At 64.6% G+C, this 19686-nt stretch carries 19 protein-coding genes; 5 read left to right on the top strand and 14 right to left on the bottom strand.

Going from position 1 to position 19686, the window contains the following annotated elements; translation table 11 throughout:
- The first annotated feature begins 3 nt into the window (after window positions 1–3).
- Window positions 4–300 carry an MSMEG_0570 family nitrogen starvation response protein gene (locus AC07VS_RS13595; protein WP_492347591.1) on the top strand — a complete coding sequence of 99 codons (297 nt, stop codon included), beginning with the start codon at window positions 4–6 and terminating at the stop codon, window positions 298–300.
- 22 nt (window positions 301–322) lie between these two features.
- Window positions 323–1636, top strand: coding sequence for an MSMEG_0569 family flavin-dependent oxidoreductase (locus tag AC07VS_RS13590; protein ID WP_494751209.1), 1314 nt, complete (start codon window positions 323–325; stop codon window positions 1634–1636).
- Between the two features lie 165 nt (window positions 1637–1801).
- Here AC07VS_RS13590 and AC07VS_RS13585 read toward each other — a convergent pair whose 3' ends face one another.
- The 6 genes from AC07VS_RS13585 to AC07VS_RS13560 all read right to left on the bottom strand — a co-directional run bounded on the left by AC07VS_RS13585 (window position 1802) and on the right by AC07VS_RS13560 (window position 6370).
- Window positions 1802–2149: a copper-binding protein gene (locus AC07VS_RS13585; RefSeq protein ID WP_492347594.1), complete on the bottom strand. Its 348-nt coding sequence runs from the start codon at window positions 2147–2149 to the stop codon at window positions 1802–1804.
- Window positions 2150–2155: 6 nt separating this feature from the next.
- Window positions 2156–2638, bottom strand: a complete 483-nt coding sequence (locus AC07VS_RS13580) for a DUF411 domain-containing protein (RefSeq protein ID WP_494751208.1) — start codon at window positions 2636–2638, stop codon at window positions 2156–2158.
- A gap of 30 nt (window positions 2639–2668) precedes the next feature.
- Entirely contained in the window at window positions 2669–3115 is a 447-nt protein-coding gene (locus AC07VS_RS13575; protein WP_494751207.1) for a cupredoxin domain-containing protein, read from the bottom strand.
- Between the two features lie 73 nt (window positions 3116–3188).
- Window positions 3189–4601, bottom strand: coding sequence for a multicopper oxidase family protein (locus tag AC07VS_RS13570; RefSeq protein ID WP_494751206.1), 1413 nt, complete (start codon window positions 4599–4601; stop codon window positions 3189–3191).
- A gap of 18 nt (window positions 4602–4619) precedes the next feature.
- On the bottom strand, window positions 4620–6053 hold the full coding sequence (locus AC07VS_RS13565) for a TolC family protein (protein ID WP_492347598.1): 1434 nt from the start codon (window positions 6051–6053) through the stop codon (window positions 4620–4622).
- Window positions 6050–6370 carry a hypothetical protein gene (locus tag AC07VS_RS13560; protein ID WP_494751205.1) on the bottom strand — a complete coding sequence of 107 codons (321 nt, stop codon included), beginning with the start codon at window positions 6368–6370 and terminating at the stop codon, window positions 6050–6052. The genes AC07VS_RS13565 and AC07VS_RS13560 overlap by 4 nt, the downstream gene beginning before the upstream one ends.
- Window positions 6371–6527: 157 nt before the next feature.
- Here AC07VS_RS13560 and AC07VS_RS13555 point away from each other — a divergent pair, with 157 nt between their 5' ends.
- Together AC07VS_RS13555 and AC07VS_RS13550 are read left to right on the top strand one after the other, a co-directional pair.
- Window positions 6528–7211: a heavy metal response regulator transcription factor gene (locus AC07VS_RS13555; RefSeq protein WP_492347600.1), complete on the top strand. Its 684-nt coding sequence runs from the start codon at window positions 6528–6530 to the stop codon at window positions 7209–7211.
- A gap of 1 nt (window position 7212) precedes the next feature.
- Window positions 7213–8598, top strand: a complete 1386-nt coding sequence (locus tag AC07VS_RS13550) for a heavy metal sensor histidine kinase (protein WP_494751204.1) — start codon at window positions 7213–7215, stop codon at window positions 8596–8598.
- 66 nt (window positions 8599–8664) lie between these two features.
- Here AC07VS_RS13550 and AC07VS_RS13545 read toward each other — a convergent pair whose 3' ends face one another.
- The 7 genes from AC07VS_RS13545 to iaaH form a co-directional block, all read right to left on the bottom strand.
- A complete protein-coding gene (locus tag AC07VS_RS13545) occupies window positions 8665–9354 on the bottom strand; it encodes an acyl-CoA dehydrogenase family protein (protein WP_494751203.1) in 690 nt (229 codons plus the stop codon).
- Window positions 9355–9461: 107 nt separating this feature from the next.
- Window positions 9462–11441 (bottom strand): acid phosphatase, encoded by a 1980-nt coding sequence (locus tag AC07VS_RS13540; RefSeq protein ID WP_494751202.1) that lies wholly within the window; start codon window positions 11439–11441, stop codon window positions 9462–9464.
- Between the two features lie 89 nt (window positions 11442–11530).
- Window positions 11531–12217: an ATP-binding cassette domain-containing protein gene (locus tag AC07VS_RS13535; protein ID WP_494751201.1), complete on the bottom strand. Its 687-nt coding sequence runs from the start codon at window positions 12215–12217 to the stop codon at window positions 11531–11533.
- On the bottom strand, window positions 12214–13944 hold the full coding sequence (locus tag AC07VS_RS13530) for a branched-chain amino acid ABC transporter ATP-binding protein/permease (protein WP_494751200.1): 1731 nt from the start codon (window positions 13942–13944) through the stop codon (window positions 12214–12216). Before AC07VS_RS13530 ends, AC07VS_RS13535 begins: the two co-directional genes overlap by 4 nt.
- A complete protein-coding gene (locus tag AC07VS_RS13525) occupies window positions 13922–14776 on the bottom strand; it encodes a branched-chain amino acid ABC transporter permease (RefSeq protein WP_494751199.1) in 855 nt (284 codons plus the stop codon). The genes AC07VS_RS13530 and AC07VS_RS13525 overlap by 23 nt, the downstream gene beginning before the upstream one ends.
- 3 nt (window positions 14777–14779) lie before the next feature.
- The gene (locus AC07VS_RS13520; RefSeq protein ID WP_492347607.1) at window positions 14780–15931 is read right to left on the bottom strand and encodes a substrate-binding domain-containing protein; all 1152 of its coding nucleotides are present in this window, start codon (window positions 15929–15931) and stop codon (window positions 14780–14782) included.
- 17 nt (window positions 15932–15948) lie between these two features.
- Complete coding sequence (iaaH, locus tag AC07VS_RS13515) at window positions 15949–17373, bottom strand: indoleacetamide hydrolase (RefSeq protein WP_494751198.1); 1425 nt, start codon at window positions 17371–17373, stop codon at window positions 15949–15951.
- Window positions 17374–17554: 181 nt separating this feature from the next.
- Here iaaH and AC07VS_RS13510 point away from each other — a divergent pair, with 181 nt between their 5' ends.
- Window positions 17555–18463 (top strand): helix-turn-helix transcriptional regulator, encoded by a 909-nt coding sequence (locus tag AC07VS_RS13510; RefSeq protein WP_492347609.1) that lies wholly within the window; start codon window positions 17555–17557, stop codon window positions 18461–18463.
- On the opposite strand, the gene lysA is transcribed toward AC07VS_RS13510, so the two are convergent.
- The gene (lysA, locus tag AC07VS_RS13505) at window positions 18411–19655 is read right to left on the bottom strand and encodes a diaminopimelate decarboxylase (protein WP_492347610.1); all 1245 of its coding nucleotides are present in this window, start codon (window positions 19653–19655) and stop codon (window positions 18411–18413) included. The genes AC07VS_RS13510 and lysA overlap by 53 nt on opposite strands.
- Between the last annotated feature and the right edge of the window lie 31 nt (window positions 19656–19686).

Genomic DNA, 19686 nt, shown 5'->3' with positions numbered 1-19686 from the left:
TCCATGCCTGAAATGTTTTTCACCGTGAAATGGCCCGATGGTGCCCAGGAGCGCTGCTACTCGCCTTCGCTGGTCATCACCGACCACCTGGCTGTGGGCGCGGACTACGCGCTGGGCGATTTCGTGGCCCGTTGCGATGCCGCCCTGAGCGAGGCCTCAGATCGGGTGCAGCAGAAGTACGGCTACTTCTGCTCCAGTGCCATCGACCAGTTGGGCCAGATCAAACACCGTGCCCAGGCCTTCGAGTCAGAACCCGCGCCCCGCGTTCAGGTGCTGGCCTTCACCCCCGGATCCCGTTGATTTTTCCAAGGAGCACCCACCCATGTCCACCCTCTTCAAGAACCAGGAACACCTGCTCAATCAAAAAGACTACCCCGTGGTGGTGGTCGGTGGCGGCCAGGCCGGCCTGTCGGTCAGCTACTACCTTCAGCAACAAGGCATCGAACACATCGTGCTCGAGAAGAAGTTCGTCGCCCACTCCTGGGCCAAGGACCGTTGGGATACCTTCTGCCTGGTCACGCCCAACTGGCAATGCCGCCTGCCCGACTTCCCCTACGCCGGTGACGACCCCGAAGGCTTCATGCTCAAGGACCAGATCGTCGAGTACGTGCAGGCCTTTGCGCTGAAGACCCGGCCCCCGGTGGTAGAGGGCGTGGGTGTGAGCCGGGTCACCCGACAAGCCAATGGCGACCTGCTGGTGGCCACCACGGCAGGTGACTTTCACACCCGCCACGTCATCGTCGCTACCGGTGGGTATGACCTGCCCATCATTCCGGCCTATGCCGAGCGCCTGCCACGGCACATCCAGCAGATCCACTCGGTTGACTACCGCAACCCCGAGCAGTTGCCCGAGGGCGAGGTGCTGGTGGTGGGCACGGGCCAGTCGGGTGTGCAGTTGATGGAAGACCTGCACCTGGCAGGTCGCAAGGTGCATTTGTGCGTGGGCCCGGCCCCACGTTCGCCAAGGGTGTACCGTGGTCGAGAATCCACGGCCTGGTTGATGGACATGGGTGTGTATGAGCTGACGGTGGCCCGCCACCCCCTGGGTGACAAGGCCCGCGAGCGCACCAACCACTACATGACCGGGCGTGATGGCGGTCACGAAATCGACCTTCGCAAGTTCGCCCTGGAAGGCGTGAAGCTGTATGGCAGCATGGCCGACATCGAAGGCAGCACGCTGCGCTTTCTGCCCGACCTGGAGAAGAACCTCGACGATGCCGACGAGGTCTACGTGGGCATCCGCCGCGACATCGATCGCTACATCGCCGCGCAGGGCATGGATGCCCCGGCCGAGCCGGATTTCGTCAAGGTCTGGCGCCCCGAACACGAGGTGCTGGCGCTGGACGCCGAGGCCGCCGGCATCACCACCATCATCTGGGCCATCGGCTTCCGGCCCGATTACCGCTGGATCGAACTGCCTGCCTTCGATGGCCGCGGGCACCCGAAATACGAACGCGGCGTCTCCTCCGTGCCGGGCCTGTATTTTCTGGGCCTGCCCTGGCTCAACACCTGGGGTTCGGGCCGTTTCCTTGGCATTGCCGACGATGCGCGGTATCTGGCGGATGTGATTGGCGGACGCGAAGCGCCCCCCGGTGAGGCCCGACACGGCTGCGTACCAGAGGCGCTGGCTGCCTGAGAGCGGAGGACGGCCAGGGCGCAGGTGCTGCTGGTCTCAGGCCCGCGGCCGCGCTCAATTGGCAGGGCCAGAGGGGGGCGTGGCTTTCTCCGTTCACGAGTTGATGATGCGGGGATTCACTTGAGAGCCGCTGAACTGGGCGCTTCGATCGCGCCCGCCAGCTTCTTACTTCTGCGCGGGCTGGATCTCGGTGACGATCAGTTTTCCGCCCTCGTCAGTCGCCATGAATCGGATCTTGTCGCCGACCTTGAGGGGCGCCAGAAGAGCCTTGTCTTTGGCGGTGAACACCATGGTCATGCCAGGCATGTCCAGGTGCTTGATGTCGCCGTGTTTGATCGTGACCTTGCCGGTGCCTGGGTCGATCTTTTTGATTTCGCCGTCGGTCAGGGATGCAGGCGTTTGTGCCGCGGCCATCGTGCTCTGGTCGAGGGCGGCTTGCGCCAAGCCTGCAACTGGCAAGGTGCTCCCCAGCGCAAGGGCGCAAATCGCCAGGGTTCGGGTGATTGGGTTCATGGCTTTTCACACGTCAGAGTTGAAGGTTTTTGCCGTTCCGTCCTTCTGGACCAGAAGCACCCGAAAGGCGTCGCGACGTCCGCCATACTCGGGTCCGTCCATCCCGGGTGAGCCGATCGGCATACCCGGAACGGCCAGACCCAAAGCGGCGGGGCGTTCCTTGAGCAGTCGCTGGATGTCGGCGACCGGCACATGGCCCTCGATCACGAAGCCCTGGACCATCGCCGTGTGGCACGAGCCAAATTGCGTGGGCATGCCCAGGCGAGACCTGGCGGCCGTGTTGCCCTGCTCAAGAACGGTGACCTGAAAGCCACTTTTCTCAACGACCGCGATCCAGTCTTTGCAACAAGCGCATTGGGGGTCTTTCCAGACCCGCATTGGTACAGGTGCTGGCGACGCAGCATGTGCGATGGCCAGGCCACCCACGGCAGCGAGCCCCACCAGGAGCGCACGTCTGGTGGCTGAACTTGGGATATACAGGTCCGTCATGCTGAATTCACTCCTTTGCACAAACAGTCATCATTTCTTGTCCACCTGGATCAAACCTCTCATGCCGGCCTCGTAATGACCTGGCATCAGGCAGGCAAAGTTCACGCTGCCTGCCTGGGTGAACTGCCAAACAATTTCGCCTTGCTGGCCCGGCGCTACCGTGACCTTGTTGGGTTCATCGTGCTCCATGTCCGGAAACCTCTTCATCAGTGCCAGGTGCTCCAGCAATTCCTGCCGGGTCCCCAGGCTCAGCTCGTGTTTGACCTGGCCGGTGTTCTTCACAACGATGCGAACGGTCTCCCCTTTGCCGACCCGGATGTCGGAGGGTGTGAAGCGCATGTTGTCTCCCATCTCAACCGTGAGGGTGCGGCTGGCCTGGGCGGCCAAGCCCGGCTTTCCGATGGCTGAATCTTCTTCGGCGTGAGCGTGTCCGCCGGTGTGATTTCCGTTGGCTAAAGCCGTGCTGGACACGGCCATCCATGCCAACCCAGCCAAGGTGCGAGCGCAGCGGGATGGTTTCATTTTCTCTCCTGAGGCCGACTGAATCGCTTCAATGGCCGGTGTGGGACGTGGGCTTGCGCACCTGCACTTCAGTGGGTGCCTTCGGCTTTTGGGCCAGGGGCATGGACTGACCCCCTTCAGCGCTGAAGCGGGCCGGCTGAGCCAATGGGCCTGTGTACTCGTGGGCCACCGTGCCTGGCGGGTGCTTGTACCAACCCGGGTCTTTGTAGTCCCCCGGCTTTTGATCTTTGCGGACCTTCAGGACGCTGAACATGCCGCCCATTTCCACGGGGCCGAACGGGCCTTCACCCGTCATCATGGGAGCCGTGTTGTCGGGGATGGGCATCTCCATGTCCGACATGTCTGACATGCCACGCTCGCCCATGACCATGTAATCAGGGATCAGCTTGTTGATCTTCTTGGCCAGCCCACTGTGATCAACGCCGATCAAATTGGGCACGTTGTGCCCCATGGCATTCATGGTGTGATGGCTCTTGTGGCAATGGAGCGACCAGTCGCCTTCCTCATCGGCCACAAATTCGATCTGGCGCATCTGCCCGACGGCCACATCGGTGGTGACCTCGTGCCAGCGTGCCTGCAGCGGGATCGGCCCGCCATCGGTGCCCGTGACCTGGAACTCATGGCCATGCAAATGCATCGGGTGGTTGGTCATCGTCAGATTGCCGACCCGGATGCGCACCTTGTCGCCGAGCCGCACATTGAGGGAGTCGATGCCCGGAAAGACCCGGCTGTTCCAGGCCCACAGATTGAAGTCCAGCATCGTCATCGTCCGGGGGGTGTAGCTGCCCGGGTCGATGTCGAAGGCATTGAGCAAAAAGCAGAAGTCGCGTTGCACCTCATCGATCAGCGGGTTCTTGGCCTTGGGATGGGTCACCCAGAAGCCATACATGCCCATGGCCATCTGAACCATCTCGTCGGCATGTGGGTGATACATGAAGGTTCCCGGGCGCCGGGCGACGAATTCATAGACAAAAGTCTTGCCAGGCGGAATAGAGGGCTGGGTCAACCCAGAAACACCATCCATGCCGTTGGGAAGGCGTTGTCCATGCCAATGGACGGCGTGGTGCTCCGGCAGCTTGTTGGTGACAAAGATCCGCACCCGATCGCCCTCGACCACCTCAATCGTGGGGCCCGGGCTTTGACCGTTGTAGCCCCACAGATGCGCCTTGAAGCCCGGGGCCATTTCTCGCACCACGGGTTCCGCGACCAGGTGGAACTCTTTGACACCCTGGTTCATGCGCCAAGGCAAGGTCCAGCCGTTCAGGGTCACGACCGGGTTGTAGGGGCGGCCACTGTTGGGCACCAGGGGGGCCATGGTTTCTGCGGAGGTCTGGAGGATGGGCTCGGGCAAGGCGGCCAGGGCCACCCGGTTGACGGCGGCGGCGGCGAGTGCCCCCCCGGTCAGCCCGGCATGTTTGAAAAATTCACGTCTGGAAGTCATGGAGGTTCGCCTAGAGAGTCAGTGTCCGGTGACGTTGCCGGCGGTGGGGCTGCCCGAGACAGGCAGGGGGGTTTTGGTGGGGCGGCCAATCAAGGACGACTGAAGCGCGGCATCGGCCAGCCAGAACTGTTGTTCGGCCTGGATGGCGCCGATCACCGTGCTGACCTGGTCTCTGGCGTCGGCCAGAAGTTCGAAAACGCCGATGATCATCCCGTTGTAGCGGAGTTGGTTCTCCTCGGAGATCACCTTGCGGACGGGAACGACTTCATCGCGAAAATGCCGGGCCATGTCATAAGCCGTCCGGTAGGCGGAGTAGCTTTCACGCAGACTGGAGCCTGCTGACCTGATCGTTGCCTCCAATTGGTTGGCTGCCGCGAGCGTGCGTGCATTCCAGGCCTGCCGCTGCATGCCTCCCCAGTCGAAGATGGGAAGGCGAACACCGATTTCATACCCCCGTTGATCGGAACGAGTGCCCGCTGCGCTGTCCCACTGGGTGTTGCGTCGCGCTGTCAGCTCGATGTCGGTGAGGCTGGTCACCGTGTTCAAGCCCTGCGACCGGCCCGCCGATGCGAGCGCGCTTTGTGCCAGCCTGACATCCAGACGCGCTTTGCTGGCAAGTTGCCCCACCACCGCGGGTGACAAGGCCTCTTTAGGCAGATCGGGCAAGCGATCCGGCAGTTGCAGTTGCTGCGCCTGAGACTCGCTCAAGCCCAGCAGCCGGATCAACTCTTCGCGATTGGCCGTGGCCTCGTGGCCTGCGGCGGCCAGGCGCGACGCCGAGTCGGCATAGAAGGCCTGCTCGCGGGCCCGGGTGAGTCGGTTGTAGTTTCCGACGGACTGCATCCGCCGCGCCAGTTCGGCACTGGCTTCGGCACTTTCGAACACTTGCTGGGCGTACCTCAAGGTTTGTCGGCTGGTCACGGCACGGACCCAGGCCTGCCGGACTTGGGTGACATGGTCGACAACATCAGCCGAGAGGCGCAGCTGAGCTTGTTCGATGCGGCGTTGCGCGATGCCCTGCCGCGCCGGCAGGGTCAGGACATCGAGCAAACCAAAGGACAAAGCGCGATTCACATCCAGGTCGTGGCCGGTGGTCAGGCGCTCAAACCCGAAAACAGGGTTGGCGATGCGACCGCTCTGCGCCGCCGAGGCTGACTCTGCCCAACCTTGGGCCAACAAGGCCTGCAAAGCCGGGCTGTTGACCAAGGCCAACTGCACGGCCTCCGTGGGGCCCAAAGGCTTGCTCAGCAACTTGGCTGATGCGTTGGTGCGCTGGGTTTGTTCTTCGCGCGTTTGGGCCAGGGTGACCTGGCCTCCGGTGAAATCGGCGGTTTCAGCGTTGACCCGGTCAAGGCTTTGTTCCAACGACACGCTGGCGCATCCGGACAAGGCGGCCACGACGGCAAGCGCCGTGAACAGGGAAGTGCGAGAAAGAGTGGCACCGCGACTCATGGCTTGGCGCCTCCATGGGAGGCGGGGTGCCCCTCCATGCCTGGCGAGCCCGACACCTGGGCCTGGTCAGACCGCTCTTTGGCATACGTGCGCCAACCGCCAATGCGTTGAACGCGATCATTGGCCTCACGCCAGGGCTGAACAGCCGGGTCGCTATAGGTTTCGTAGTGGCTGATCCATGACCGGTACTGCAAGGGCTGAGTCAGAATGGGCGCGATTTCGGGGGTCTGGTTGAGCGTTGGTGTCTGCGCGCCCACGGCGCTTGCAAACAAAGCCAGCGTCAGCGGCCATCGGAGCCTGACGAATTGAAATGGCATGGGCGGGTTCCTCTCGGTGATCTTTCGAAGCACAGCATGATTCTGATGGGATGAAGCTGTCAGAAACCCGCCTGGAAGATGACATGTTTGTTATCTTCGGATCGGGCCTGCCGGAAGGCGGCACACTAGGGCCAGCACAGAAACTGGAGCGAGGCTTGTGAAGATCTTGATCGTTGAGGATGAGCCCAAGACGGGTGAGTACCTTCAGCAGGGCTTGACGGAGGCGGGCTTCGTCGTGGACCTGGCCAAGGACGGCATTGACGGCTTGCACATGGCCGAGGGGCAGGACTATGACCTGGTGATACTCGATGTCATGCTGCCCGGGCTCAATGGGTGGGAGGTTCTCCAACGGCTGCGAGCGCGTGGCCTGAGAATGCCCGCCATGTTCCTGACGGCTCGGGATCAGGTGGAAGATCGCGTGAAAGGCCTGGAACTGGGGGCTGATGATTACCTGGTCAAGCCCTTTTCATTTGCCGAATTGCTGGCCCGCGTGCGCACCATTCTGCGCCGGGGCCGCAGCGCCCAAGAGGTCACAACGCTCAAGGTGGCCGACCTGGAACTCGATTTGCTGCGCCGCCGTGTTTCGCGAGCCGGCCGGCGCGTCGACCTGACGGCCAAAGAGTTTGGTCTGCTCGAATTGCTGATGCGGCGGCATGGCGAGGTCTTGCCTCGATCCTTGATCGCTTCACAGGTGTGGGACATGAATTTCGACAGTGACACCAATGTGATCGAGGTCGCCGTGCGCCGTCTGCGCAGCAAGGTCGATGACGGTCAAGCCGTCAAGCTCATCCAGACCGTGCGCGGCATGGGCTATGTGCTCGAAGTGCCGGAAGACCTGTGAGATGTTGCGTCGTCTTTCACTGACCCATCGCCTGACCGTATTCTTCACCGCCGTCGCGGCGGTGGTGGTGCTGGGCCTGGGCTGGCTTGTCTTCGCGGCCTCCGATCAACACTTTGCGGAACTGGACCAGATCACGCTGCAAGACAAGCGGCAGTTGATTGAGCACCTGCTGGCCCATGCCCAATCGGCGGAAGATGCCCAAGGGCGTCTGAACGAGGCCTTGAATCACCACCATGGGCTGTTGGCGGCCGTGGTGACGCCCGACGGGCAGACCTTGTTCCGATCGGATGGCTTTGTACCCTTGCCCCAGACCCAGTCGTTGGCCACGAGCCACGACACGGCGCCTGTGCTGCAACTGGGCTCGCCTGATGGCCGGGCGTTGCGGGCGCTGCTGTTCAAGGTCAGAGCCCCCTATTCATCGGCCTCCCCTCTGGAGGTCACCATCGAGATGGACACGGCGCACCATGCCCAATTTCTGGCCGATTTGCGCCTGCGCCTCACGCTTTATGCCTTGGCTGCCACGCTGGTCAGCGGCTTGCTGGGCTGGTTGGCGGCCCACCGCGGCCTGGCGCCGCTGCACGCCATGAGGGCGCGTGCCGCAGGGGTCAGCGGGCAGCGATTGAGTGAGCGCATGCCAGTTGACCAAGTGCCCGTGGAAATGGCGGAGCTGGCCGGTGAGTTGAATCGCATGCTCGACAGGTTGCAGAGCGATTTCACGCGTCTGCAGGATTTCTCATCGGATCTGGCGCATGAGCTGCGCACCCCCATCAGCAATTTGCTGACTCAGACCCAGGTCACCCTGTCGATGCCCCGCGATGCGGCCATCTACCGTGACATCCTGGCCTCGAACGCCGAGGAACTGCAGCGCCTGGCCAGAATGGTGTCCGACATGTTGTTTTTGGCCAAGACCGACCGTGGCGTCCATTTGCCTCGCAAAGAGAGTTTCTCAGCCTTGCAGGAGGTACAGGCGCTGTTGGAGTTCTATGAAGCCGTTGCTGAAGAGAAAAGCATCCGCATGAGCGCGCAGGGCCGAGGCGACATCCTGGGCGATCAGCTGATGTTCCGTCGTGCTGTCAGCAATCTGCTCTCCAACGCACTGCGCCACGCCCCTGAAGGTGGCGAGGTTCACGTCGTCATCGAGAGCGCGGGGCCCCACACCGAAGTCACGGTGGAGAACACCGGTGAAGACATTGATCCCCAGACCTTGTCGCGCTTGTTCGATCGATTCTTTCGCGCCGATCCGGCACGGCATCGGTCGGCCTCCGACGGCGCGGGTTTGGGCCTGTCCATCACCAAGGCGATTGCTGAGGCGCATGGGGGCACCGCCGTGGCCAGCTCCATGAACGGGCACACACGCTTCACGCTGACTTTTCCCTGCAGTTCATAGCGTTGGCATCGTTCGTGCCACTGGCCGCCTGATGGCGGCGACCGGGCCGGCACAGGCGCTGCGGCCTCAGATCAATTCCACATGCTGCTGCAGGTGCTCGGCCACACGGCCCAGGGCCATCCGCACGGGGTGAACAGCCCTCTCCAGGGCGCTGTCGCCCAGCCACTCGTCCTCGCGAAAAAAGACCTGACGCACATCGATGCGGGCGCTCCAGGCCCGCGACGGCAGCGCGGTGTCGCCGCTGGTGCGCACGTCAAAGCCGTCTTCCTCGCTGCGCAACAGACACCAGCCCGCCGTCGACCCCATCTGAACGGGGGCGATGAACGAGAAGCCCTGGGGCGGCGCATTCACGGCCTGCAAGCCCTGGCCACTCAACTGCCAGCCCCGACCGGTGTCGTGCGCCTGCAAGCGGTACAGCCCCAAGGGCAGCGGCACCGTGGCGGCACGCTCGCCACTCAACAGGTCAGGCAGCAGGTATTCGCGCAGGGCGCCGTTGGGCGACTGGAGCAGAAACTCGATGGCCATGCGCTGGCCCCAGAACATCAGGGCGGCCGACATCGAGTGCTGGCACACCTCGACCATGCATGCCGCCAACTCATGGGCCTCGCCACCCAGGCCCCCGTAGCGGGTGGGCACGGCGCATCGGAACAGATCGTTGTCTTGCAGATACGTCAGATCGGGTACGGGCGAAGCGCCGGTCGAGGCAGGCAGTCTGCCGGGCGTGTGGCGGGGTGGGGCGATCGTTCTCGTAGGCATGCAGCCGAGTATCGGAACTCTGCCCCGCCGTGAGCAGGATCAGATCCGCCGAAGCGGGGCGGATCAGAGGCCGGTGTGCTCCAGGCGCCCTGGGGGCGCCTGCAGGCTCAAACGCCGTCCAGGCGGATCTGGACGCTGCCGCCCTGGTACAGCGGCGTGACCTTGCTGAAGCCAGCCACGCTCACGCTGCCGAACTGGCCCGAGCGGGCGCCAGCCGTGAGCACGGTCAGCGTGGTGCCGACGGCGGGGGTGTAGCCCGAGAAGCTGATCTTCAGGTCACCGCCCTTGATCACCGCGTTGCCCTGGATGCTCAGCACCCCTTGCGAGGCCGACTTCATCACCAGGCTCAGCGTGCCCGCCGACTGGCTGTAGGCGCCGCCGATGGCCAGCGCTCCGGGCGCGGTGCATTCCAGCGTGCCGCCCTTCACGAACACATCGCCGGTACCGAGCGCCGTGGTCGAGTCCGCACCCAGCGTGCCGGCACTCAGCACAGTGCCGCCGCTGTAGCTGTTGGCTCCGGTCAGGCGCAGGCTGCCGCTGCCCAGCTTGCTGAGCAGGCCCTTGCCAGCGATGTTGTTGCGCCAACTGTCCAGCGCATTGAAGCCGCCCAGGCTGGCATCCAGGGTCACGGCCACATCACCATTGAAGTTGCCGTAGCCGTCGGCCGCGGCAAACAGGTTCAGGCGCCCCCAGCCTTCGCCGTCATTGCCCAGCGGGTACCCGGAATCGAGGGCCGTGCTTTTCAGCACCACGCGGCGCTGGTCGGCCGTCAGGTAGGGCAGGCGGGTTTCCAGCAGCACTTCGGCGCCCTTGGGCACGGTGCTGGTCTGGCTGGCCGCATTGATCTGCCCGAAGCCATAGGTCAGGCGTTGAACGTAGCTGCTGCGGTTGCTGTTGTAGCTGGCAAAGCGGTCGTAGTCGGCACTGCTGCTGTCGCTGGTCTTGGCGGTGTGGGCGTAGGTGTTGAGCGCATTGAAGTCCGTGCTGCCGGTCTTGCTCTGCAGGTAGGCCTGGGCCTGCTTGTAGGCGGCGCCTTTCACGGCGCTGGTGTAGTAGGCCACGTTGGAAAGGTTGTAGGCCACCACGGCGGTGGCGTGCACCCGGCCCCCCATCACGTCCAGCGGCGAATGCATGCCCGCCAGGATCCGGTTTTCACCCATTTCCATGGCACGGCTGATCAGCTCCTGGTAGCGCTGCGGCACCAGGTAGGCCATGGCCAGGGTGTCGCGCCAGGCCTCGGCGGTGTGGCCACTCGGAAAGCCGCCATCGGTGGCCGGTGTGCTGCTCTTGGCCGACTCCAGCGCGGGCACCACCTTCACATCGCTGCTCCAGCGCCAGGGGCGGGCGTACTTGTAGAAGCGCTTGGGGGGTTCGGTGGAGCCATCGGCCAGGCCGTTGATGAAGTCGACCGCCAGGCCCAGGTCGGCATTGGCGCTGGAGCCCACGCCCAGGTTGTTGCCGCCATCGTTCACGGCCGGGCTCACGGCCTGCGTCGGGTCCACCGCGGTGATGGTGGTGGTCTGCTGGGTACCCTGGCGCCACAGGCTGGTCAGGGGGCCCAGGCCGTCGCTCACGCTGTAGCCCTTGTTGCGGCGGTCATCGAGGTAGGCCGCCAGGGCCTGCGCCGTGCTTCGGCTCTGGGTGGCGGTCTTCACATAGCCAATGTTGGCCGTGTGTACGGTGCTGTTCTTGATCGTGCCGTCGGTGCTGTCGCCCGGGATGCCGGTCCAGGTCGACGCGGTGACGGCGGGGCAGCCATTGGCGGCCGCCAGGGTCACACCGGCATCGACGAGCTGGGTGCTGGGTGTCCACAGGTCCAGAAAGCCTTGCAGCACCCGGGCGCCGGCGTTGGTGGCCAGCGTCACGTTGCAAGGGTTGCTGCGGCTGTTGGTGGCACCGGCGTCGACGTAGGCGGTTGCTGTTGGCACCGCAGCGGTGTCTGCAGCCCCGATGCCGGTGGGCTCGGCCGGCAGGGGCAGGTTCAGTTCTGATCCACCTCCGCCACAGGCGACGAGCAAGGTGGTGGTGGACAGGGCAAGGATCAGGGGGCGCAAGGCCCAGTTCGGTTTCAGGCTCATGATCGCCATCCATGTTGAGTTGCAGAAAGCTCGGGATCTTTCCAAGCTTGTGTGTCAACTTGACGGCAGGCCAGGGACATCGGCCTGCTGGACCCGCGCTAGACCACCATGTGCCGCTCGATCCGCTCGCGGCCCAGCTCGCCCAAGGCCCCCTGAAGCACCTGTTCGCCGTGGTCCAGCACGATGACATCGTCCGCACAGGCCGATACGAATTCCAGGTTCTGCTCGACGATGATGAAGCTGGCCCCTGTGCTTTTGCGCTGCCGTATCAAGTGGGCCATGCGGTCGATGTTTTCGGGCTGTACCCCTTCAGTGGGCTCGTCCAGCAGGGCCAGCTTGGGGCGCAGGCCCAGGGTGCGGGTGAAGGCCAGCAGCTTGCGTTCTCCGCCGCTCAAAGAGCCCGAGCGCTGGCTCCGCCGCCGGGCCAGCAAGGGGAATTGCTCGAACAGGTCGGTGTAGCGGTCGGCATCACGGTCGTCGAGGTGCAGCCACAGGTTCTCGGCCACGCTCAGCTCGGCGAACACCACATTGTCCTGCGGCGTGTAGGCCATGCCCAGCGCTACCCGGGTGTGCAGTGCGCTGCCGGTGATGTCGCGACCACCCCAGATCAACTGCCCCTGGGCCAGGGGCAACAGGCCCGCCAAGCCCTTCAGCAGGGTGCTTTTGCCGACCCCGTTGCGCCCCACGATGGCCAGTGCCCGGCCAGCTTGGACCTGGCCCGATACGCCCCTGACGACCAGGGTGTCGCCATAGCCGCAGACGATGTTGGAGAATGTCAGGCTCATTTTCGGCCTCCGGCGTAGATGGCCCGAACCGCCGGGCTGGCCTGGATTTGCGCCAGCGACCCTTGCTCCAGCAGGCGGCCTTGGTGCAGGACATAAACCTCACCGCCCAGTGCGTCAACGGCCGACATGTCGTGTTCGATCAGCAAGGCCGCCGCCCCGATGCGTAGCACCAGCGACTGGATGGCCTGGATCATGTGGTGGGTCTCTGCTGGCGATAGCCCGGCGCAAGGCTCGTCGAGCAACACAAGGCCGGGCTCGGGCAGGAGGGTCATCGCCAACTCCAGGGCCTGCCGATGCCCTTGTGCCAAGTTGCCGGCCGGGTTGTCCAGGCGTTCGCTCAATGCTTGGAATTGGCCCAGGATGTCGGTCAGCAAGGGGGTCTGCCAGCCCAGGGTGGCCAGGCGCAGCAGGTCTGAGCCGCGGGCTCGCCCGGCCCAAAGCGCCAGCCCCAGGTTTTCTCGCACGCTCAGCGCCGGGAAGACAGAGGGCACCTGCATCTTTCGGCCTATGCCCTGGCGGGCCACCCGCCAGGCGGGCTGGCCGCCGATGTCGTGGCCGTTCAGCCTGATGCTGCCGCCCAGCAGCGGCAGTCGCCCTGTGATGAGGTTGAACATCGAGGTCTTGCCCGCGCCATTCGGGCCGATGATGCAGCGTATGCCCGGGCCCTGAAGCCCGAGCGACAAGCCGTCCAGGATGCGCACGCCCGACTGGCCTGTTTGGACCTCGGCCAGGACCAGCGAGGCTGTTGGGGCATAAGGGCGCCGTACGGGCTTGGCCTGCCCGGCATTGGCGCGTCGTGGCGCCTGGCCCCGGCGCATCAAACCGGCCACCCCGTCTGGCAAAAACAGCACGACCCCGATGAACAGCATGGCCACGGCGGCCTCCCAGTACGGGAATTGCTCCCGCAGTTCGGCCGAAGCGTATCCGACGATGGTGGCGCCCAGCAGGGGGCCGAGCGCACTGGCCTTGCCCCCGACAGCCGCCCAGATGACCAGTTCGGTCGACAGCACAAAGCTCATGGCCTGGGGGGTCACGATGCCCTGGTGCGCGGCAAACAGGGCACCCGCCAGCGAGGTCAGCAGGGCCGAACCAGCGAAGGCCAGGGCCTTGATGCGGTCGGTGGCGTAGCCCAGCAGTTGCAGCCGGTCCTCGTTCTGGGCGATGGCCTCCCAGACAACCCCGATGGGGCGTGCCACCAGCAAGGACAGCGCCAGCGTGGACCCCACCGCGCAAGCCGCAATCACCCAGTAAAGCGTCTCGTAGCGCGAGGTGCCCGGAAGCTCCGGAATGTCGGCCATGCCGTTGAAGCCGCCCGTCAGGCCGCTCCATTGCTGAGCCGCCAGAAAGCCCAGCATGGTGAGGGCCAGTGTGATCAGCGAAAAGTAAGGCCCGCTGCGGGTGCTGCGCGCAAACACCACACGTGCGATCAGATAGGCCAGCAGCGCAGGCGCCGCGATGGCCAGCGGCAGCAGCAGGTACCACAGGGCCCCGTTGCTTGCCGCCCGCAGCACCCCGCCACTCAGGTAGGCCCCCAGGCCGAAGAACAGCGCATGCCCCAGCGACAGAAAGCCAAGGCGGCCCCAACACAGCGCCACGCCCTGGGCGGCCATGCCGTAGACCAGGAACAGGGCGATTTGATAGGCGGTGAAGTCATTGCTGGCCCAGGGCAGGCCTGCCAACACGGCTGCGAGAGCAGCCGCCGGTTTAGCGTCGCGAAAAAAGGCCATCGGGTTTCAACCACAAAAAAACATTGGAGAGCATGAGCACGACCGCGTAACCGCTGGTTTGGCCCGCCATGCTGCTGGTGATGGCCTGAGCGCCACCGATGATGCCAACCCCGCCGAACAGGCCTCCCAGCGTGCCCATGCCGCCCACCACCAACACGAAGAATGCATCCAGCAGGTAGTCGACCCCGATCCCTGGCTCAATGCGGATCAGTGGGGCCAGCAGCACGCCAGACAGGCCGGCCAGCACCACGCCGATCACGAACGCTTGGGAGGCCAGGCGCCGGGTCGGGATGCCCAAGGCCTGGGCCAGGATCGGGTTGGCGGTCATCGCTCGCACACGCAGGCCAGCCGCACTTTGCCGATACCAGGCGAACAGACCCGCCATCACGGCCAGCGTGAAGGCGATCAGCGCCAGTCGGTACACGGGGTAGGGCGACCCCAGAACCAGAGTGGGCTGCGTCAACGCCGATTCGACGTTGCGGTAGCCACGGCCGAAGATCGCTTCGACCAGCTTGCGCAGCAGCATGGCCAGCGCCCAGGTGGCCAGCAGCGTGTCGAAGGGCCGAGCGTAAAGCGGTTGGATCAGCCAGCGCTCCACCGCGTAGCCGAGCCCGCCACAAACCACCACGGCCAGCGGCACTGCGGTGATCAATGGCAGCCCCCACTGTTGCACCGCGACTGCGGCGTAAGCGCCCATCATCACGAACTCGCCGTGGGCCATGTTCATCACCCCCAGCAAGCCGAAGACAATGGCCAGGCCCAGCGTGGTGAGGGCCAGCGTGGCCAATTCATAGGCCAGGTTCAAAACATGCAAGACCGTGCCGCTGTCCATGCGTCACACCTTGCAGCTTTGGCCAGCGCCGACCTTGGCAAAGGTCTTGAGCACCCGAAAGCCCTTGTCGGTGACATCGGCCACGTGAATGTCTTGCTCGGCATGGCGGTTTTGCAGCGTCACCGTGCCTCGGGGGCCGCTGTAGGTGTTGCCCTCCGTCATGGCGTCCATCTTGGCAACATCGAGGCTGCCCGCCTTTTTGGCCAGGGCTTCCAGCATCAGGAAGCCTTCGTAGGTGGATTCGGCCAGCCCGTTCAGCGTGGGCGCATTGGCACCCAGGCGCTTGGCATAGGCGGCGGCAAAGGCTTTGGCCGCCGGCGTGTCCAGGTTGGCAAAGTAGCCCGAGCTGGCATACAGGTTACGGGCGTTGCCCAAGCCGATGCCCGCCAGGGTGTTTTCTTCGATCAGGGTGCCCAGGCGCAAGGCCTTGTCGGCCAGGCCAAGGCTGGCGAAGGCCTTGTTGAAGGTGACCGACGAGCCCCCCACCAGCGAGACCAATACCGCATCGGCACCGCTGTCGCGGATGCGGGCCAGGCTGGCGTCAAAGTTGTCCACGGTGAAGGGCAGGTACTCGTCACCCACCACCTTGGCGCCGGTCTTCTCGATGTAGCCCTTGGCGGCTGCGTTGGTGTTGCGGCCCCAGACATAGTCGTTGCCAATCAGGTACCACTTGGTGGGCTTGCGCTCTGTGGCCAGCCAGGGGATGACGCGCTCCAGCTGCTGCTGGGGTGTTTCGCCTGTCACGTAGGTGCCTCGGGCGCATTCGCCGCCTTCATACACCGGCGTGTAGACATAAGGCACCTGTCCTTTGAACAGGCCGACCAGCGCACCGCGCACCGCGCTGTCGTGCATGCCGATGAAGGCTTCGGCCCGCTGGCCTTTCCACAGCTTCAAGGCGGTTTGCGCCGACTCGGCCGGTGCCAGCCCGGCGTCCCCAAAAAGCAGTTCAAGCGGACGCCCGAGAAGGCCCCCACGGGCATTCAACGCGGCCGCCGCCATCTCGGCGCAGGCTTTGGATGAGGGGCCGAACAGGCCGGCCGGCCCGCTTTGCGGAATCAGCACCGCCACCTTCAGGGGGTTGGTCGCGAAGGCCGATGTGGCGATGCCGGCCGCGGTGGCGGCCAAGGTGTGGTGCAGGAATGAACGACGGTCCATGGCGGTTTCCTTTGAGTTCAGGCGGGGATGGGGGTTTGAGGTGCAGGCGGCAGGGCTGCCTGTACGACCTCGGCGATGGCGAGCAACTGCTGGTCGGATCCGATGGGGCCGTCCAGCGCCAGGCCCACGGGCAGCCCGTTGGACAAGCCTGCCGGCAGCGAGATGCCGGGCAGAGAAGCCGTGCTGCCGGGGTCCGTCTGCCGGATGAAGGCGCTGAACGTGGGGATCTGCACACCATTGATGTCGACTGTCTCGTCTTCGCCAATGCGTGCGGCTGTGCGCGCTGTGGTCGGGAAGGCCAAGGCCTGCACCCGGTGGGTTTCGAAGGCCCGGGCGTAGAGGGCCTGCAATTCGGCCCGTGCCGTTAGCGCAGCCTGGTAGGCTGCTGGCGCAATGTCACCGCCGCTCAACAGCGGGCCGACGATTTGGCGCACATCAGGGCTGCCGACCTGGGCGATCAGTTCTTCGAGAGGCACGCCCCGATTTCGCTGTTGCAGATAAGCACGCATGTCGCGCACAAACTCATACAGCACGATGGGGAAGCTGGCCGCAGCACACAGTTCGGTCAGGCACGGCAGTTCGACCTCGACCCATTCAACACCGGCATTGCTCAGTGTGTTCAGGGCGCTTTCGCAGCTCGCTTGGACCCCGGGTTCCAGGTCGCGCCAGAACGGTGCGCGTGGCAGGCCGATGCGAAGGCCCTTCAGGTTTTGCAGATTTTTCAGGCCGATCGGTGTCGGGGTGACCGGCGCGCCGGTCAGAACGGCATCGATCAGAGCGCAATCTGCCACGGTCGCGGCCAGTGGGCCGGCGGTGTCCCGCGTGGTCGAGATCGGGGCAATGCCCCCATTCGCGTAACGCCCCACCGTGGGGCGGAACCCGGTCACCCCGCACAAGGCGGCAGGGATCCGGATCGAACCGCCGGTGTCGGTGCCCAGCGCCGCCGCTACTTGGTGGGCGCCCACGGCGGCGCCCGAGCCACCACTGCTGCCCCCAGGGCTGCGGGTGCGGTCCCAAGGGTTGCGCACAGCGCCTGTGACCGCGTTGTGGCTGGTGATTCCCATGGCCAGCTCATGCATGCCCAGTTTGCCCGCGATGACCGCACCAGCGGCCTTCAGCCGGGTCACGACCTCGGCGTCGGCTTGGGGCGCCTGGCCCGCCAGGGCCGCCGTGCCGGCGCCACAGGGGAAGCCCGTGGCCTCGATGTTGTCTTTCAGGGCCATCGGGATGCCCAGCAGGGGCAGGCGCTCTCCGGCCGCGAGGCGCCGATCGGCTTCACGGGCCGCATCGCGCAGGGCCTGGGGGTTGAAACTCGACCAGGCGTTCAGGTCCTGGCCGGCCGTGGCCCTGGCGATGCAGATATCGACGAGCTCTGCGCTGCTCACCGTCTGGGCATCCAGCTGCCGTCGCTGTTCATGGAGGGGAAGGTCAAATGCGTGCATGGGGTCATCCATCCGTGGTGATGGGCTCCAATTTACGAAGCGGCTTTCCGGTCTTGACCTATAGGAATCGTTAGGGGCCCCCTCCTGTGGATCGGAAAAGCCAGGGTCTGACCGGAGGGCAAAGCTGCACGACCGTCCGTAGCATCAAGCTCCCGCGCATGAACTTTGCTTGGATCCCCGCATGCACCTTTCCACCGTCCAGACCCGCGCGCTCGCCGACCTCATGAAGCTGATCGCCGATGCGACCGATGCTGATGAGCTTCGTGAACGCATGGCGCTGCCCATGCTGGATCTGCTGGGGGCCGACACCTACGTGTCGATGGTCTGGGATGGCGGGCGCCAGCGCTTCGAGCGCGTGACGGCACTCAATATGTCCGAGGACAACCTGCGCTCCTGGGATGCGCACTTCCGGTTCGTCGACCCTCTTACCTTCCCCATGATGCAGCGCCGCAAGCCGACGGTCGCCACCCAGGTCATGTGCCAGACCGATCTGTCCCGCACCGAGTTCTTCAATGATTTTTTGCTGCGCGACCGGATGTATTGGGGGGTCAATGCCTACTTTTACGATCAGGACCAATGCGTGGGCGATGTGCGCATCTGGCGTCACCGTGAGCGCGGCAACTTCGACACCAGCGAGCTGAGCATCCTGCGCATGGTGGAGCCCGCCATCACCGCGGCCCTGAGTCGCCTGGGCCTCAAAGACCAGTCCTTGGCGCCAGACGACGGCGAATGCGCCGAGGCCACGCTGCAGCGCGAGGGGCGCTTGAGCCGGCGTGAAGCCCAGGTGGCCTGGCTCGTCAGTTGCGGGTGCCCAGACAAGGAGATCCAGCACCGGCTCGGGCTGGAGTATCCGACCGTCCGCTTCCATCTGGGCAATGCCTTCAAGAAACTGCGGGTCGCCAACCGCACGGCCCTGGTGGGCCGGGTGCGCTCGCTGCTGGCGCATCAGCCAGTGGGGGCTGCTGCCATTGAGGGCTTGGCTGAGCCGGTGGCCAGCGTGGGACCAGGGGTGCGTTTGGGCGCTCAGGCTGCTGGCGTTACCAACCCAATTCCAGCGCCAACAACTCATCCACTGTCTGGCGGCGTCTGATCAGGCGGGGCTCTGCGCCATTGACAAGCACTTCGGCAATCAGCGGGCGGGTGTTGTAGTTGGATGACATGGATGCGCCATAGGCCCCGGTGTCGTGTATCACCAGCAGGTCACCCACCTCCGCCGCCGGCAGGTCACGAGGCAATACGGCGCCGCCATCGCCCTGGGTGAACACGTCGCCCGACTCGCACAGCGGGCCCGCCACCACCGTGGGCTGGCTGGGGCCCTGGCTGCCATCTCGGCGCAGCACGCTGATGGCATGGAAACTGCCATACATGGAGGGGCGCATCAGTTCGTTGAGCCCCATATCCACCAGCACAAAGTGATTGTTGCCCGCCTTCTTGGTGGCACACACTTCACCCAGCAGCACGCCTGATTCGGCCACCAGGAAGCGGCCGGGCTCAATTTCCAGCCCCAGCGCATGGCCGACGAGGGTCTCGGCGTGCTGACGCGCCCTGTCCCACATGCCGTAGTAATGCTGCGTGTCGATCACGGGATCGCCTTCGCGATAGGGGACGGACAGCCCACCGCCGGCCGAGATCGCACGCAGGTCATGCCCTTGGGCGTGCACCTGTCGCACCAAGTCCACCATGACGTCACATACCTTGGACAGGTGGCTGTAGTCCACGCCCGAGCCAATGTGCATGTGCAGACCCGCCAGCGTCAGACCCTGCTCACGAATGGTTTGCAGTGCCAATGTCACATCGGTGTGCCAGATGCCGTGCTTGCTGTGCTCGCCGCCTGTGTTGGTCTTGTTGCTGTGACCATGGCCAAAGCCGGGGTTGATGCGCAGCCATACCGTGTGCCCTTTGGACCGACGGCCCAACTGGTGCAGCATATCGATGGAGCCCGTGTTGACGGGAATGCCGTGCTCCACCACGCAGTCGAGTGTGGCGGCATCGAACAAGTCAGCAGTGAACACGATCTCTGACCGCTCATCGCCTGCCTGGAACCCCGCAGCCAGGGCCCGCAGAATTTCGCCGCGTGAAACCGCGTCGACCTTGACGCCTTGCTCGCGCATCAACTTCAGGATGTGGATATTGGAGCAGGCCTTTTGGGCGTACCGCACCGTGTCGAAGTTGGAAAGCTGGGCAATGCGCTGGCCGATGGTGGCGGCGTCGTACACCCAAAGCGGTGTACCGAACTGCTCGGTCAGTGACCACAACTGGGCGGGGTTAAAGAGAGTGGACATGTGGGGCTTCAAAAGGATGAGAAACACAAAT

Source organism: Curvibacter sp. GW821-FHT01G03 (genome assembly GCF_059422285.1).
The sequence above is the reverse complement of the archived record's forward strand: the minus strand, read 5'-3'. Positions and strand labels throughout refer to the sequence as shown.

Bases quoted from the DNA above. Each gene is read 5' to 3' on its own strand.
- AC07VS_RS13580 (WP_494751208.1), bottom strand. From the start codon at position 2,638: ATGACGGACCTGTATATCCCAAGTTCAGCCACCAGACGTGCGCTCCTG.
- iaaH (WP_494751198.1), bottom strand. From the start codon at position 17,373: ATGCACGCATTTGACCTTCCCCTCCATGAACAGCGACGGCAGCTGGAT.
- AC07VS_RS13540 (WP_494751202.1), bottom strand. From the start codon at position 11,441: ATGGCGATCATGAGCCTGAAACCGAACTGGGCCTTGCGCCCCCTGATC.
- AC07VS_RS13530 (WP_494751200.1), bottom strand. From the start codon at position 13,944: ATGGCCTTTTTTCGCGACGCTAAACCGGCGGCTGCTCTCGCAGCCGTG.
- AC07VS_RS13510 (WP_492347609.1), top strand. From the start codon at position 17,555: ATGCACCTTTCCACCGTCCAGACCCGCGCGCTCGCCGACCTCATGAAG.
- AC07VS_RS13595 (WP_492347591.1), top strand. From the start codon at position 4: ATGCCTGAAATGTTTTTCACCGTGAAATGGCCCGATGGTGCCCAGGAG.
- AC07VS_RS13520 (WP_492347607.1), bottom strand. From the start codon at position 15,931: ATGGACCGTCGTTCATTCCTGCACCACACCTTGGCCGCCACCGCGGCC.
- AC07VS_RS13550 (WP_494751204.1), top strand. From the start codon at position 7,213: ATGTTGCGTCGTCTTTCACTGACCCATCGCCTGACCGTATTCTTCACC.
- lysA (WP_492347610.1), bottom strand. From the start codon at position 19,655: ATGTCCACTCTCTTTAACCCCGCCCAGTTGTGGTCACTGACCGAGCAG.
- AC07VS_RS13570 (WP_494751206.1), bottom strand. From the start codon at position 4,601: ATGACTTCCAGACGTGAATTTTTCAAACATGCCGGGCTGACCGGGGGG.
- AC07VS_RS13585 (WP_492347594.1), bottom strand. From the start codon at position 2,149: ATGAACCCAATCACCCGAACCCTGGCGATTTGCGCCCTTGCGCTGGGG.
- AC07VS_RS13525 (WP_494751199.1), bottom strand. From the start codon at position 14,776: ATGGACAGCGGCACGGTCTTGCATGTTTTGAACCTGGCCTATGAATTG.
- AC07VS_RS13535 (WP_494751201.1), bottom strand. From the start codon at position 12,217: ATGAGCCTGACATTCTCCAACATCGTCTGCGGCTATGGCGACACCCTG.
- AC07VS_RS13545 (WP_494751203.1), bottom strand. From the start codon at position 9,354: ATGCCTACGAGAACGATCGCCCCACCCCGCCACACGCCCGGCAGACTG.
- AC07VS_RS13575 (WP_494751207.1), bottom strand. From the start codon at position 3,115: ATGGCCGTGTCCAGCACGGCTTTAGCCAACGGAAATCACACCGGCGGA.
- AC07VS_RS13560 (WP_494751205.1), bottom strand. From the start codon at position 6,370: ATGCCATTTCAATTCGTCAGGCTCCGATGGCCGCTGACGCTGGCTTTG.
- AC07VS_RS13565 (WP_492347598.1), bottom strand. From the start codon at position 6,053: ATGAGTCGCGGTGCCACTCTTTCTCGCACTTCCCTGTTCACGGCGCTT.
- AC07VS_RS13590 (WP_494751209.1), top strand. From the start codon at position 323: ATGTCCACCCTCTTCAAGAACCAGGAACACCTGCTCAATCAAAAAGAC.